The 14,246-nt window shown below is 63.1% G+C and carries 14 protein-coding genes; 9 read left to right on the top strand and 5 right to left on the bottom strand.

What is annotated here, in order from left to right; translation table 11 throughout:
* Nucleotides 1-149 precede the first annotated feature (149 nt).
* Both gatA and gatC read right to left on the bottom strand, forming a co-directional pair.
* Nucleotides 150-1,631 carry an Asp-tRNA(Asn)/Glu-tRNA(Gln) amidotransferase subunit GatA gene (gatA, locus tag K426_RS12020; protein WP_066557333.1) on the bottom strand — a complete coding sequence of 494 codons (1,482 nt, stop codon included), beginning with the start codon at nucleotides 1,629-1,631 and terminating at the stop codon, nucleotides 150-152.
* Entirely contained in the window at nucleotides 1,631-1,918 is a 288-nt protein-coding gene (gene gatC / locus K426_RS12015; protein WP_046765720.1) for an Asp-tRNA(Asn)/Glu-tRNA(Gln) amidotransferase subunit GatC, read from the bottom strand. The genes gatA and gatC overlap by 1 nt, the downstream gene beginning before the upstream one ends.
* A 107-nt stretch (nucleotides 1,919-2,025) precedes the next feature.
* Between gatC and K426_RS12010 the strand changes: the two genes are divergently transcribed.
* Together K426_RS12010 and ruvX are read left to right on the top strand one after the other, a co-directional pair.
* On the top strand, nucleotides 2,026-3,144 hold the full coding sequence (locus tag K426_RS12010) for a DUF3089 domain-containing protein (protein WP_066561713.1): 1,119 nt from the start codon (nucleotides 2,026-2,028) through the stop codon (nucleotides 3,142-3,144).
* A gap of 2 nt (nucleotides 3,145-3,146) precedes the next feature.
* Nucleotides 3,147-3,617 (top strand): Holliday junction resolvase RuvX, encoded by a 471-nt coding sequence (gene ruvX, locus K426_RS12005; RefSeq protein ID WP_066557330.1) that lies wholly within the window; start codon nucleotides 3,147-3,149, stop codon nucleotides 3,615-3,617.
* Nucleotides 3,618-3,772: 155 nt separating this feature from the next.
* Here the strand turns inward: ruvX and K426_RS12000 are convergent, their stop codons facing one another.
* The 3 genes from K426_RS12000 to serB form a co-directional block, all read right to left on the bottom strand.
* Nucleotides 3,773-5,254, bottom strand: coding sequence for a L,D-transpeptidase family protein (locus K426_RS12000; protein ID WP_066557327.1), 1,482 nt, complete (start codon nucleotides 5,252-5,254; stop codon nucleotides 3,773-3,775).
* 71 nt (nucleotides 5,255-5,325) lie between these two features.
* Entirely contained in the window at nucleotides 5,326-5,586 is a 261-nt protein-coding gene (locus K426_RS11995; RefSeq protein ID WP_066557323.1) for a hypothetical protein, read from the bottom strand.
* A 218-nt stretch (nucleotides 5,587-5,804) separates the two neighbouring features.
* Entirely contained in the window at nucleotides 5,805-6,683 is an 879-nt protein-coding gene (gene serB, locus K426_RS11990; protein ID WP_066557321.1) for a phosphoserine phosphatase SerB, read from the bottom strand.
* On the opposite strand from serB, the gene miaA reads away from it, so the two are divergent.
* From miaA to leuA, 7 genes are all read left to right on the top strand, one after another.
* Nucleotides 6,682-7,635, top strand: a complete 954-nt coding sequence (gene miaA / locus K426_RS11985; protein WP_066557318.1) for a tRNA (adenosine(37)-N6)-dimethylallyltransferase MiaA — start codon at nucleotides 6,682-6,684, stop codon at nucleotides 7,633-7,635. The two genes, serB and miaA, sit on opposite strands and share 2 nt — an antisense overlap.
* A 106-nt stretch (nucleotides 7,636-7,741) precedes the next feature.
* Nucleotides 7,742-9,490: an acetolactate synthase 3 large subunit gene (locus K426_RS11980; RefSeq protein ID WP_066561711.1), complete on the top strand. Its 1,749-nt coding sequence runs from the start codon at nucleotides 7,742-7,744 to the stop codon at nucleotides 9,488-9,490.
* Between the two features lie 10 nt (nucleotides 9,491-9,500).
* Nucleotides 9,501-9,845, top strand: a complete 345-nt coding sequence (locus K426_RS11975) for a hypothetical protein (RefSeq protein WP_066557314.1) — start codon at nucleotides 9,501-9,503, stop codon at nucleotides 9,843-9,845.
* Nucleotides 9,845-10,360: an acetolactate synthase small subunit gene (gene ilvN, locus K426_RS11970; RefSeq protein ID WP_066557311.1), complete on the top strand. Its 516-nt coding sequence runs from the start codon at nucleotides 9,845-9,847 to the stop codon at nucleotides 10,358-10,360. The genes K426_RS11975 and ilvN overlap by 1 nt, the downstream gene beginning before the upstream one ends.
* A 171-nt stretch (nucleotides 10,361-10,531) precedes the next feature.
* Complete coding sequence (ilvC, locus tag K426_RS11965; RefSeq protein WP_066557308.1) at nucleotides 10,532-11,551, top strand: ketol-acid reductoisomerase; 1,020 nt, start codon at nucleotides 10,532-10,534, stop codon at nucleotides 11,549-11,551.
* 112 nt (nucleotides 11,552-11,663) lie between these two features.
* Nucleotides 11,664-12,287, top strand: coding sequence for a YceI family protein (locus K426_RS11960; RefSeq protein WP_066557305.1), 624 nt, complete (start codon nucleotides 11,664-11,666; stop codon nucleotides 12,285-12,287).
* Between the two features lie 283 nt (nucleotides 12,288-12,570).
* A complete protein-coding gene (gene leuA, locus K426_RS11955) occupies nucleotides 12,571-14,244 on the top strand; it encodes a 2-isopropylmalate synthase (RefSeq protein WP_066557302.1) in 1,674 nt (557 codons plus the stop codon).
* The last annotated feature ends 2 nt before the right edge of the window (nucleotides 14,245-14,246 follow it).

The raw sequence follows: 14,246 nt of genomic DNA, 5'->3' as shown, positions 1-14,246 counted from the left end.
TCTGTTCGCGCGCTCGAGAGCGCGCTGTTCCAGAATTTTCTGCCTGTTGCGTGTCCGAACTTTTGACGCGGAACGCCCGAATTTCAGCCGCTTGAAACTTTCGACGAGACCTTCTCCAAGAAGTTGAACGAACATCTCGCCAAGCCAGTTCACCACCACTTCTCCGGACGAGCCGTGAAGCCTGCGCGTTCCTCGATGGCGAGGCCCGCGTTCAACACGGTCTGCTCGTCCAGCGCCTTGCCTATGATCTGGAGACCCAGCGGCAGCCCTTGCGCGTCCAGCCCGCCCGGCACAGCCATGGCAGGCAGCCCCGCCAGCGACGCCGGAACGGTGAAAACGTCGTTCAGATACATGGCGAGCGGATCGGCCTGCTTCTCGCCCAGCGCGAAGGAGGCGCTCGGCGCAGTCGGCGTCAGCAGCAGGTCGCACTTTTCGAACGCCTGCTCGAAATCGCGGGCGATCAGCGCCCGGACCTTCTGCGCCTGCGTATAATAGGCGTCATAGAAACCCGCCGACAGCACATAGGTGCCGATCATGATGCGGCGCTTGACCTCCGGCCCGAAACCGGCGGCGCGGGTGGCGGCATACATGTCCTGCAAGCCCGCCCCATCGGGCAGGTCGCGCTGGCCGTAGCGCACGCCGTCATAGCGGGCGAGGTTCGAGGAAGCCTCGGCCGGAGCGATGATATAATAGGTCGGCAGCGCGTACTTCGTGTGCGGCAACGACACTTCCACCACTTCGGCGCCCGCATCCTTCAGCCATTCGATGCCGCGATCCCACATGGCGGAGATTTCCGCGTTCAGGCCATCCGGACGATATTCCTTGGGAATACCGACCTTCTTGCCCTTGAGATCACTCGACAAATTGGCTTCCCACTGCGGGACGGCCAGATCGAGCGAAGTCGAATCCTTGGGATCGAAGCCCGACATGGTTTCCAGCAGGATCGCATTGTCGCGCACTGTCCGCGCCATCGGCCCGGCCTGATCGAGCGACGAAGCGAAAGCCACAATGCCCCAGCGCGAGCAACGGCCATAGGTCGGCTTGATGCCCGAAATGCCGGTAAAGGCGGCAGGCTGGCGGATCGAGCCGCCAGTGTCGGTGCCGGTCGCCGCCGGACACAACCGCGCGGAGATCGCCGCCGAAGACCCACCCGAAGAGCCACCCGGCGCCAGCGCAGCATTGTCGCCACCGCGCCGCCAAGGCGAGATCACATTGCCGAAATAGCTCGTCTCATTGGATGAGCCCATGGCGAACTGGTCGAGATTGAGCTTGCCCAACATGCCCGCGCCCGCATCCCACAGCTTCTTCGAAACGGTGGACTCGTAGGTTGGCTTGAAACCCTCCAGCATGTGCGAAGCGGCTGTGGTCTGCACGCCTTCGGTGCAGAACAGGTCCTTCATGCCGATCGGCACGCCCGAAAGCGGCTTCAACGCCTCCCCTGCGGCCTTCGCCTTGTCGGCGGCATCGGCGGCTTCCAGCGCCTTTTCCGGCGTCTCGACGATGAAGGCGTTCAGCCCCTTGGCGGCGGCGACGTTGGCGTTGAACGCCTCCGCCACTTCGCGCGCCGAAAAGTTGCCGCCACGGAAACCGTCACGGATTTCTGCTACGGTAAGATCAGTGAGATTGCCCATTATTCGATCACTTTCGGCACCGCGAAAAAGCCATGTTCGGCTTGCGGCGCATTCGCCAACACCTTGTCGCGGACATTGCCGTCGGTGACGGCATCCTCGCGCAGGCGCAGATGGTTGGGGATGACGGCGGTCATCGGCTCGACGCCGGTCACGTCCACCTCGCCCAGTTGCTCCACCCAGCCGAGGATGTTGTTGAGTTCGGGCACCATCGCCTCCGCTTCGGCGTCCGTCACCGAAATGCGCGAAAGGCTGGCGATCTTTTTCACGGTTTGAAGGTCTATCGACATGCGCCGCCGCTACCATTGGCGTCCCCAGGCTTCAAGTCCTTGCGCACATGTCGCGCTTGCGCCAGACAAAGACGCATCAGCACAGCACCCAATATGGAGAGCGTCGGTTGGCCCGCAAATTCCTCTATGTCGTCGCCGGCCTGATCGTGCTGGTGATCGCGGCATTGCTGGCCTATCGCATCTGGGGGATGCAGTTGATCCGTGCGGTGATGGTCCCACGGGAAGCCTTCACGCAAATTCAGCCCCTGCCCGCCAACGCCTATGACGATCCGAAAATGTGGATCGCCCGCCCCGACGTCGTGAAGGACAATCCTGCGCTCTGGATTCCGGAAGGGGTGAAGGACGCCCCCCCGACGGAAAAGGCGGCGGTCTTCTTCATCCACCCGACCTCCTACATCACCACGCTGGGCGACGCGCATTGGAACATGCGCCTGGACGATCAGGAATCGCTCGCCACCGCCAGCCGTTTCGTGAAGAATCAGGCGAGCGCCTTCAATGCCGTCGGCGCGATCTGGGCGCCACGCTATCGTCAGGCGAATTACGGCGCCTTCCTGACCGACAAGCCCGCAGGCGATCAATCCCTCGCCGCTGCCTATCGCGACGTCGCCCAAGCCTTTGCCGACTTCCTCAAGGCCAATCCCGATGGCCCGCTGATCCTTGCGGCACATAGTCAGGGGTCTCTCCATCTGCTCAAGCTTCTGCGCGAGCAGGTCGCCGGCAAGCCTGTCGCTGATCGCATCGCGGCCGTTTACGCCGTGGGCTGGCCGATCTCGGTCGAGGCGGACCTCCCTGCCCTCGGCCTTCCCGCCTGCGCGCGGCGCGACCAGTCGCACTGCATCGTAAGCTGGCAAAGCTATGCCGAACCGGCCGATCCCTCCGCCGTGATCGAAAGCTTCGAGCGCAAGCCCAGCTTCACCGGCACGCCCCACAAGGGCACGCACATGCTCTGCACCAATCCGATCACCGGCGCCTTCAACGGAGCCGCCCCGGCCGGCGCCAATCGCGGCACGCTGGACGCCCGCGATGCCGACAAGCCGACCCGGCTGGTTCCCGGCATAGTTCCGGCCCGCTGCGACACCAGCGGGGTGCTGATGATCGGGGAGCCGGTCGACATGGGTCCGTTCACCTTGCCGGGCAACAACTATCATGTGTATGACTATGCCCTGTTCTGGGCCGACGTCCGCGAGGACGCAAAGCAACGGCTCGCCGTCTTTCTGAAGAAGTAACCATGTCCATCCTGACTGCCGACCGCGCGGCCTTTCGCGAAGCCTTGCCTCATGGCGGCCGCCTGATCGGGCTGGATGTCGGCACCAAGACCATCGGTCTGGCGCTCTGCGACGCGGGCTGGTCCATCGCCAGCCCCGCCCATACCATCAGCCGGGGCAAGTTCACCAAGGACAAGATCGCGCTCACGGCCTTCATGGAGCAGCAGCAGGTGACGGGCGTGGTGATCGGCCTGCCGCTCAACCTGGACGGCAGCGAGTCCCCGCGCAGCCAGGCCAGCCGCGCATTTGCCCGGAACATAGCGGATCTGGGCCTGCCCATCCTGCTTTGGGACGAGCGCTGGTCGACTCAGGCGGTGACGCGCACCCTGCTTGAAGCCGACGCAAGCCGAGCCCGTCGGGATGAGTTGGTCGACAAGCTTGCAGCGAGTTATATCCTGCAAGGCGCGATCGACGGGTTGATGGCGGGCTTCTAGAGCAGAATCCTACCCGATTGCATCGGATCGGCTGCTCTAGACCTTTGTTTTGCCGCGTTTTCCGAGTCAGCAGATGATTGGCTTCGCCGAACTGCCGTTTCTATCTGCTTAGAAAACGCTCTAACCAGTTCCGTTCGTTTCGAACGAAGCATTGGCTACATGGCATCCCGCCCATAGACATCGGGCAGGAACTGCACTCCGTCCCCGGAAGGCACTGCCGTCAGATAAGTCAGATAGACCGGCACCGGCTGGGGCAGCGGTTCATGCTGCTCGGGCTTGTCGCTGTCGGCCGTCAACGGCTTCCCGAAGAACCAGCGTCCCAGCCGCTGCGCATCCTCCAGCCGCACGCAGCCATTGCTGAACTGCCGCGCCGGTTTCGCCAGAAGATCGCGGGAGGGCGTGTCGTGCAGATAGATGCCCAGGTCGTTGGGGAACATGAACTTGACCTTCCCCATGGCATTGTCGCCGCCGGGAAGCTGCCGCACGCGCAATTCGGTGCGCCCATCGGCCACTGCCCGCCAGTCGATATTGGCCGGATCGACCCTCTGCGCATTGGCGCTCCAATCCGACAGCGCCTCATAATGTTTCTTCGTGAAGCTGTCCCCTGCCAGCATCTTGGGCGCCAGCTTCCGCTCGACCAGGTCGGACGGCACATTCCAATAGGGATTGAGCGTCGCATAACGCACCATGCCCGCCATCATCGGCGTCTGGCTTTCCTTCGCGCCGACGACGACCTTCATCGCGCCGTCCTGCGCGCCCTTGCTGAAATACCAGAGCCGCGCCGAAGCCGCGTCCACCACCACATGCCGCACATAGGGGCCGGGCAGCAGCCGCGTCCGCTCCAGGTTGAGCGCAATCAGCCGGTCATAATAGTCGTCGCCCCGATTAAGCGCCTGAATCGTCGCCGCGCCCGCAACGCCATCGGGCTTCAAGCCATGATCGCCCTGGAAGGCCTTTACCTTCGCGACCAGCGCCTTGTCATAGGCAGCGCCACTTGCCAGCCCCAGCCGCTGCCGAAGAGGCGCGGCACCGGACTTCATGCCGGGACGCAGCCTCGCGTCGGTCGGCACGGCAACCTGCGGCAGGCCAGTCCAGCGCTTGGCAAAGCCCCCTCGCGCATCGCGCAGCTTCACGTAAAAGGGGCTCATCCAGCCGACAGACCGAAGATAGTCGACAAAGGACGGCGCTACCGCAGCGGCGCGCAAAATCTCCTTCGGCTCCTCATCCTTCGGTTCAACCTCCGGGTCGAGATAGCGTACCTTCACTTTGCGCGAGGGTTTGCGCATGTCGCCCACCAGAGCGGCGAAAGCCTTGGAAAAGGCGAGGTCCGCCCGTGCCAGCAGCTTGGGATCGCCGCTCGCGCCAGCCTCCTTCATCAAATCTTTCAGGGCGCGGGGATCATAATCCCGAGGCTTCAACCCATCCGCATCCGCGCTCTCGATCAGATCGATCAGCGCATCGCCTTGCGGACCAACCCTGTCCTTCTCGATCCAGAGCGGCCAATAGCCGCGAGGGCCGTAGAAATCCCTGAGCTTCCCACCGACAGACGAACGGATTTCCGCCGCCACGCTGGTGCGCGCGGTGTCCGAAGCGGCACTGGGTTGTGCGATGACTTGTCCAGGCCATGCGGCAAGCATCAGCGCTGGAACCAGAATCGTCCGAAGGAAGGGGGCGCGGCATCGCTGCCGCGCCCGAAAATATGCCTTTGTCAGCCGCGTTCTCCACGACGCGAGGGCGGCGGAGGTGGCGGAGGCGGCGGGCAGGGCGGACCCTGAACCTCATGATACATGCCGTCCGGCGAATAATAGCCGTCGACGATGCCATCGCCGTTGCGATCCGCCGCAACGGTGCCGCTGATCGCGCCGGGGCCGACCGGCGGCGCAGGAGCGACAGGTTCATCCTTCGTCGACGCGCATGCGCTCAATGCGAGCGCCGTGCCGCCGAGAAGCGCCAATAACCTGATCTTCATACCCTCTCCCTTGGCGCTACGAGGACCGTGCGCCGGCTAGAATTTGGACGCTGCGGATTGCAGCGCAAGTGTAACGACCGGGCATCGGATTCGATTCCATTACTCGCCCGCAATGACGACGAGTCGTGCCTAAGCAGCGATTAACCGTTTTGTCGGCGCTGCCTTCAATAGCAATGCGCTCCCGTGAGAGCAGGAGCACGAACCGCGTAAGGGAAGCTTCAGCCCTCGACCCACTCCGCCGAAGATATGCCCTGCGCGTAAAGCAGCACGGACAGGTCGCCATGCACGATCTCCGCCGCAGCCGCTTCCCGGGTCTTGGGCTTGGCATGATAGGCAACGCCCAGCCCGGCCCCCTGGATCATCGGAATGTCGTTGGCGCCGTCGCCCACGGCCAGGGTCAAGACCCGGTCGATCCCGCCTTCGATCGCCGCTTCCAGTTCAGCCCTTTTGCGTGCCGCGTCCACGATCGGCACCGTGACCGTCCCCAGCAAAGCGCCGTCTGCGATCTCCAGCACATTGGCGACGGCGGCATCGAAGCCGATTTCCTCCGCCACAGGTCCGGTGAAGCGCGTAAAGCCCCCCGATACGAGCAGGGTCTTTGCCCCCCTCTCCTTCATCGTGCGCACCAGAGTCCTGGCGCCCGGCATGATCTTCACCCGCTCGGTCCGGCATTGGTCGATGGCTGCATCCGCCAGCCCCTTGAGCAAGGCCACCCGCTCATGCAACGCGCCCGCAAAGTCGAGTTCGCCCCGCATCGCCCGCTCGGTGATTTCGGCAATCTGTGCCTTGATCCCGGCATAGTCGGCCAATTCGTCGATGCACTCGACGGTGATCATGGTGGAATCCATGTCCGCGATCAGCAGCTTCTTCTCGCGGCCCTCTGCCGATTGAACGATCACATCCACCTTGTCGCCAATGCCGGTCAGCGCGGCCCGCCCCGCGATCGGATCGCTCCCGAAGAAAATGTCCGCCGCCTTGCCCTCGTCCAGCCACTTGCTATCCACCGGCGCGCAACCCGCCGTGGCCAGCCGCCCGACAGCTTCGGCAATATCTTCCTGACTCAAGGCGCCACTTGCCACTAAGGTCGCAACGAACATGGATACTCCCACAACAACAGACCCTGAAAAAATGGGGGGCGAATCCCGCCCGCGCGTCGCGCTTATTGCCGGGCCTACCGCTAGCGGCAAGAGCGCGCTTGCGCTTCGCCTTGCCCGCGCGGCGAACGGCATCGTCATCAACGCCGACGCCAGCCAGGTCTATGCCGACCTCCAGATTCTTTCCGCCCGCCCGAGCGAAGAGGAGATGACCGGCGCCCCGCACCGCCTGTTCGGCCATATCGACGGCAGCGAAGCCTGCACCGCCGCTCGCTGGGCCGCCGAAGCCCGCGCCGAAGTGAACAAGGCGCATGAGGCAGGCCATCTGCCCATATTGGTCGGCGGCACCGGCCTCTACCTGCGCACGCTGCTCGACGGCATCGCCCCGGTCCCGGACATAGACCCCACCATCCGCGCAGCGATCCGCGCCATGCCCGTGGCGCAGGCCCATGGCGCGCTGGCGAAGGAAGACCCCGAAGCGGCAGCCCGCCTCGCCCCGGCCGACACCACCCGGGTCGCCCGCGCGCTGGAGGTGGTCCGCTCGACCGGCCGGCCCCTCGCGCAATGGCAACAGCACAAGACCGGCGGCATAGGCGACCGGATCACGCTCTCGCCCATGATCCTGCTGCCCCCGCGCGATTGGCTGATAGCCCGCTGCGACCTGCGTTTCGAGCAAATGATAGATGAAGGAGCCGTAGCGGAAGTCGAAGCCCTGCTCGCCCGGAATCTTTCCCCCGACCTCCCCGTCATGCGGGCCATCGGCGTGCCGGAGATCGCCGCCTGGCTGGCGGAAGAAATCGGCCGCGAGGCGATGCTTGAGCGCGGCCGGATCGCGACCCGCCAATATGCCAAACGGCAATATACCTGGTTTTCCCGCCAGCCTCCGGCGCACTGGGCGCGGGAAATACGGCAGATTGATGATAAAATAGCAGATGAATTGGTAATTAAATTATAACATTAGTGGTTGACTTGCCATTTTATGTCTAATAATGGCAGCCGCCTTGCCTTCGCTCCGCTTCTGGAGCAGAGGGCGCAGCAAATATCCAACGGAAGGATCTATCGTGGCCGAAAAGAGCGGCGCGGACATATTGGTTGAGTGCCTGATCGACCTGGGGGTCGAGGTCGTGTTCGGCTATCCGGGCGGCGCGGTGCTGCCCATCTATGACGCACTCTTCAATCATCCGAAGATCCGCCACATACTCGTCCGCCACGAACAGGGCGCGACCCATATGGCGGAGGGCTATGCCCGCTCGACCGGCAAGCCGGGCGTCGTGCTTGTCACCTCCGGCCCCGGCGCGACCAACGCCGTCACGGGCATCACCGACGCGCTGATGGATTCCATTCCGATGGTCGTCATCACCGGCCAGGTGCCGACGCAGCTCATCGGCACCGACGCTTTCCAGGAAGCCGACACGGTCGGCATCACGCGCCACTGCACCAAGCATAATTATCTGGTGAAGTCGCCCGCCAAGCTGGCCAGCGTCGTCCATGAGGCGTTCCATATCGCCACCACCGGCCGCCCCGGTCCGGTCGTCATCGACATTCCGAAGAATGTCCAGATCGCGACCGCCCCCTATAAGCGTCCGGAAAAGTTCGAACATGCCAGCTACCGCCCGCAGACCAAGGCGGACCCGGTCGCCATCGCCAACGCGGTCGAGATGCTGGCAGCCGCCGAACGGCCGATCTTCTATACCGGCGGCGGCGTCATCAACTCCGGCCCTGAAGCGACCGAATTGCTCCGTGAAATCGCGGCGCTGACCGGCGCGCCCGTCACTTCGACGCTGATGGGCCTGGGCGCCTTCCCGGCCTCGTCGGACCAATGGCTGGGCATGCTGGGCATGCATGGCACCTACGAGGCCAATTGGGCAATGAACAAGGCGGACCTGATCATCTGCGTCGGCGCCCGCTTCGACGACCGCGTGACCGGGCGGCTGGATGCCTTTGCGCCCCATTCGAAGAAGATCCATATCGACATCGACCGCAGCTCGATCAACAAGACGGTGGAGGTTGATCTGCCGATCGTCGCGGACGTCGCCAGCGCCCTTTCCGACATGATCGCGCTTTGGAAGGATCGCCGCCACAAAGCAGCCGATCTCACCGAATGGTGGGCACGGATCGACGGCTGGCGCGCGCGCAACAGCCTGGCCTATCCGGAAAGCCGCGAAGAAATCATGCCGCAGGAGGCGATCGCGCAGCTCTACAAGGCTTCGCGATCGGCCAAGGACGTCATCATCACCACCGAAGTCGGTCAGCACCAGATGTGGGCGGCGCAGCATTTCAGCTTCGATGCGCCCAATAAATGGCTGACCTCCGGGGGCTTGGGCACCATGGGCTATGGCTTTCCGGCCGCCATCGGTGCGCAGTTGGGCAATCCCGACAGCCTGGTCGTCTGCGTCGCGGGCGATGCCTCGATCCAGATGAACATCCAGGAAATGGGCACCGCCAGCCAATATCGCTTGCCGGTCAAGATCTTCATCCTGAACAATGAATATATGGGCATGGTCCGCCAGTGGCAGGAACTGACCTATGAAAGCCGCTATTCCAACAGCTATTCGGACAGCCTGCCCGACTTCGTGAAGCTTGCGGAAGCTTACGGGTGGACCGGCATCCGCATCGAAGGACCGCAGGAACTGGAAGCGGGCATCCGTCAGATGATCGACACACCCGGCCCGGTGATCGTGGACTGCCGCGTGGCGAAGCTTTCCAACTGCTTCCCGATGATCCCGTCGGGCGCGGCGCATACCGACATGCTACTCGACCCCAGCCAGGTCGAAGGCATCATGTCGGATGAGGCGAAGGCTTTGGTGTGAGAACGATACAGTGACTGGGCACCTGAAGCTCCGCATCCATGTGAGCGAACCCTTCGATTTCGAACGGATTGCCGGCACGTCGGAACTGACGGGCTGGACGGTGGATCATGCCGATCCGGAGAATGAGGATTGGGAAGTCCATCTGGATGCGGGCTTCGACTTTCACGACCGCCATATCGGCCGCTTGCTGGTCAGCCCACGTTATGTAGGCGAGCATCTCAATCGGATGTTCGATGCGATTGCGGGTTTCCCGGTACGTCTCGCGCACAGGGATGACGGCAGTTGGCACTACGCCTTTACGGGCATGATTTCGCAGCGCCATGAGCGCGAAGAAGCGGATAACGGAACGAACTGATGCATATTCAGGAAGAACTGAGCGAGCGGCACGTCCTGTCGCTGATGGTTTCCAACGAAGCGGGCATATTGGCGCGCATCGCCGGCCTGTTCACCGCGCGCGGCTATAATATCGACAGCCTGACCGTGGCGGACATCACCCCCGACCATGCGATCAGCCGCATCACCATCGTCACCAGCGGTCCGCCCAAGGTGATCGACCAGATCATGGCCCAGCTCGACCGGCTGGTGCCGGTGCACAAGGTCACCGACCTCACCGAAAACGGCCCGTTCGTCGAGCGCGAACTGGCGCTGGTCAAGGTCGCGGGCACGGGCGAAGACCGGATCGAGGCGTTGCGGCTGGCCGACGTTTTCCGCGCCAAAGTGGTCGACACGACGATCGAGAGCTTCATCTTCGAGATCACCGGCACGACCGAGAAAATCGATAATTTCATCGGCCTGATGCGGCAAATCGGTCTGGTCGAAGTCGGCCGCACCGGCGTCGTCGGCCTGATCCGAGGCAAGGAGCCGAACTGACAGCAATAACCCCTCTCCCATCGGGAGAGGGAGGGGCCTACCGCGCAGCGGTGGGAGGGTGAGGGCGAAAACCCCTCCCCCGCGCGCAGGTGGTTCCCCTCACCGCAAATCCAGGCTCCGCAAGGCGCCGACCGGACCGAAAGAAGGCCGGACTGAAAGAAGGAACGTCAAATGAAGGTGTATTACGACCGCGACGCGGACATCGGCCTGATCAAGGGCAAGAAGGTCGCCATCCTGGGCTACGGCTCGCAGGGTCACGCCCACGCCCAGAACCTGCGCGACAGCGGCGTTGCCGAAGTCGCCATCGCCCTGCGCCCCGGTTCGCCCAGCGCCAAGAAGGCCGAAGGCGCCGGTTTCAAGGTGCTGTCGAACGCCGATGCCGCAGCATGGGCCGACGTGCTCATGATCCTGGCACCCGACGAGCATCAGGCCGCCATCTACGCCACCGACATCCACGCCAATCTGCGCCCCGGCGCCGCGCTCGCCTTCGCGCACGGCCTCAACGTTCATTTCGGCCTGATCGAGCCGCGTGCCGACGTCGACGTGATCATGATCGCGCCCAAGGGTCCGGGTCATACCGTCCGCAGCGAATATCAGCGCGGCGGCGGCGTGCCCTGCCTGATCGCCGTTCATCAGGATGCGACCGGCAACGCGCATGACATCGCCCTCTCCTACGCCTCAGGCGTCGGCGGCGGCCGTTCGGGCATCATCGAAACCAACTTCCGCGAGGAATGCGAAACCGACCTGTTCGGCGAGCAGGCGGTTCTGTGCGGCGGCGCGACCGCGCTGGTCCAGGCCGGTTTCGAAACGCTGGTCGAGGCCGGCTATGCCCCCGAAATGGCCTATTTCGAATGCCTGCACGAGCTGAAGCTGATCGTCGACCTGATGTACGAAGGCGGCATCGCCAACATGCGCTATTCGATCTCGAACACCGCCGAATATGGCGATATCAAGACCGGTCCGCGCATCATCACCGAAGAAACGAAGAAGGAAATGAAGCGCGTTCTGGCCGACATCCAGTCGGGCCGTTTCGTCAAGGACTTCGTGCTCGACAACCGCGCCGGCCAGCCGGAACTGAAGGCCAGCCGTATCGCCGCCCAGCGCCACCCGATCGAGGAAACCGGCGCCAAGCTGCGCGCCATGATGCCCTGGATCGGCGCGAACAAGCTGGTCGACAAGGACAAAAACTAAAGCCTTTTGCGAGCCGGAAAGGGAACGATCCGTTTCCGGTTACGCCTCTGGAACAATTGAGGGACGTCGCTTATTCTCGCGGCGTCCCTCGTTTTTTTGGAGAGCGTTTCGCATGCGCAAATTTCTGATCCCCGTCGCGGCCCTGGTCGCTGTTGCCGGCGGCAGCGTCGTCGTCGCCCAGCAAATGCCCCCTGCGCCCGGCGCGAAGGATCCGGCCCGCGTCACCGCCGGAACCTATGCGATCGACCCCGGCCACACCCAGATCCTCTTCGCCTATGACCATATGGGCTTTTCCAACAATATGGGCGTCATTTCCGAATCGACCGGCACGCTAACGCTCGATCCGAAGAACCCGTCCGCCGCCAAGGTTTCGGTGGAGGTTCCGGTGACGAACCTGAAGACCGGCATCGCCAAGCTCGACGAGCATCTGATGAAGCCGGAATTTTTCGATTCCGCCAAATTCCCCAAGGCGACCTTCGTGTCGACCGGCGTGAAGGTTCAGGGCACCGAAGCGGAAATCAGTGGAAATCTCACGATCAAGGGCATTACCAAGCCGGTAACGCTCGACACCGAATTCTACGGCGCGGGCAAGGCTCCGGCCATGATGGGCGGCAAGGAGAATGTGGGCTTCGTCGCTACGACCACGATCAAGCGCAGCGATTTCAACATGGGTTATGGCGTGCCCATGGTTGGCGACAATGTTGAATTGAAGATCGTCGCGGCCTTCCAGAAATAAGGCTCCACGCTCCCCTCCCGCAAGCGGGAGGGGAGTTGACAGACTCCCTCCAGCCTATCCCTTTTGTCAGCAACGCTTGCGCTTCCCTGCCGATTCAGGCTATGGCCATCCCATCATGCAGCGTGCGCTTCTTCCTCTGCTACGACTTACACGCCCTTAGGCGTGGTTTTTGTGCTGCTCTTCGCTTGAATGACGCGGCAATACGCCTAAGGGCACAATCAAGCAGATAGTCGTACCACCGGGCAGGCTGCAGCCGCTCGATTGCAGAGAAGTCATTTTCGTCATGATGCTGAACGATCCCTCGCTGAAATACCGCCCCTTCCCCCAGGTGGACCTGCCCAATCGCCAGTGGCCGTCGAACGTCATCACTACGCCGCCACGCTGGCTGTCGACCGACATGCGCGACGGCAACCAGTCGCTGATCGACCCGATGAACGCGGAAAAGAAGCGCCGCTTCTTCGACCTGCTGGTGAAGGTGGGCGTCAAGGAAATTGAGGTCGGCTTCCCCAGCGCGGGCGCGACCGAGTTCGACTTTATCTCCGGGCTGGTCCGTGACGGCGCGATCCCCGACGATGTGTTCCCACAGGTGCTGACCCAGGCGCGCGAGGATCTGATCGCCACCACCTTCGAAAGCCTGCGCGGCGCGAAGAAGGCCATCGTCCATGTCTACAACGCCGTGTCGCCCGCGTGGCGCAATATCGTGTTCCAGATGGACCGGCCGCAGATCAAGGAAATCGCGATCACCGCCGCCAAGCTGCTGCGCGACAATGCGGCGAAGCAGCCCGACACCGACTGGCATTTCGAATATTCACCCGAAACCTTTTCCACCGCCGAGCTGGATTTCAGCCTGGAATGCTGCGAGGCGGTGATGGAAATTCTCCAGCCGACGCCCGAGCGCCCGCTGATCCTGAACCTGCCCGCCACGGTCGAGGCGGCGACGCCCAATATCTATGCCGACCAGATCGAATGGATCTGCCGCAATATCAGCAAGCGCGACAGCGTGGTGATCTCGCTGCACACCCATAATGACCGGGGCACCGGCGTTGCCGCCGCCGAACTGGGCCTGATGGCGGGCGCGGACCGTGTCGAAGGCTGCCTGTTCGGCAATGGCGAACGCACCGGCAATTGCGACTTGGTGACGGTGGCGCTGAACATGTACACCCAGGGCATCAATCCCGGCCTGGATTTCAGCGACATCGATGAGGTCATCCAGACCGTCGAATATTGCAACCAGTTGCCGGTCCATCCGCGCCATCCCTATGCGGGCGAGCTGGTGTTCACCGCCTTCTCCGGTTCGCATCAGGACGCGATCAAAAAGGGCTTCGCCGCGCAGGAAGCGCGCAACGACCGGATTTGGGACGTGCCCTATCTGCCGATCGATCCCAAGGATCTGGGCCGCGATTATGAAGCCGTGATCCGCGTGAACTCGCAATCGGGCAAGGGCGGCGTCGCCTGGGTGTTGCAGCAGGACAAGGGGCTGAAGCTGCCCAAGCGCATGCAGGCCGACTTCTCCAAGATCGTGCAGGCGCTGGCCGACGAGAGCAGCCGCGAACTGAACGCCGCCGACATCTGGGGAGCCTTCGAAACCCATTACCGTCTGGCGGGCGAACAGCCCTACAGCCTGATCGACTATCATGAGAGCGGTGCGGCGGGCGACCGCATCTTCACCGGCAAGATCACGCACAAGGGCGGCGAGCGCTCGATTTCCGGGCGTGGCAACGGCCTGATCTCCTCGGTGCTGGCCGCGCTGCGGGACGAACTGGACGTCGATCTGGAGGTCGCGGACTATAGCGAACATGCCATCGGCGCAGGCACTGACGTCGCGGCGGCCGCTTACGTCGAATGCCGCACGCCCGATGGCCGGACCATCTTCGGCATCGGTACGGACACGGACGTCGCCACCGCTTCGGTTCAAGCGGTGTTGTCGGCGGCGAACAGCGTAGCGGCGTTACGCTGATC

This window comes from Sphingobium sp. TKS, assembly GCF_001563265.1.
In the GTDB taxonomy this organism is placed as follows: Bacteria; Pseudomonadota; Alphaproteobacteria; order Sphingomonadales; family Sphingomonadaceae; genus Sphingobium.
Note: the sequence above shows the minus strand (reverse complement) of the source record. Positions and strands in the feature narration are given on the sequence as shown.

Coding starts and splice junctions, on each gene's coding strand:
- K426_RS11995 (WP_066557323.1), bottom strand. CDS start 5,586: ATGAAGATCAGGTTATTGGCGCTTCTCGGCGGCACGGCGCTCGCATTG.
- ilvC (WP_066557308.1), top strand. CDS start 10,532: ATGAAGGTGTATTACGACCGCGACGCGGACATCGGCCTGATCAAGGGC.
- ilvN (WP_066557311.1), top strand. CDS start 9,845: ATGCATATTCAGGAAGAACTGAGCGAGCGGCACGTCCTGTCGCTGATG.
- miaA (WP_066557318.1), top strand. CDS start 6,682: ATGGATACTCCCACAACAACAGACCCTGAAAAAATGGGGGGCGAATCC.
- K426_RS11960 (WP_066557305.1), top strand. CDS start 11,664: ATGCGCAAATTTCTGATCCCCGTCGCGGCCCTGGTCGCTGTTGCCGGC.
- K426_RS12000 (WP_066557327.1), bottom strand. CDS start 5,254: ATGCTTGCCGCATGGCCTGGACAAGTCATCGCACAACCCAGTGCCGCT.
- leuA (WP_066557302.1), top strand. CDS start 12,571: ATGATGCTGAACGATCCCTCGCTGAAATACCGCCCCTTCCCCCAGGTG.
- gatA (WP_066557333.1), bottom strand. CDS start 1,631: ATGGGCAATCTCACTGATCTTACCGTAGCAGAAATCCGTGACGGTTTC.
- serB (WP_066557321.1), bottom strand. CDS start 6,683: ATGTTCGTTGCGACCTTAGTGGCAAGTGGCGCCTTGAGTCAGGAAGAT.
- ruvX (WP_066557330.1), top strand. CDS start 3,147: ATGTCCATCCTGACTGCCGACCGCGCGGCCTTTCGCGAAGCCTTGCCT.
- gatC (WP_046765720.1), bottom strand. CDS start 1,918: ATGTCGATAGACCTTCAAACCGTGAAAAAGATCGCCAGCCTTTCGCGC.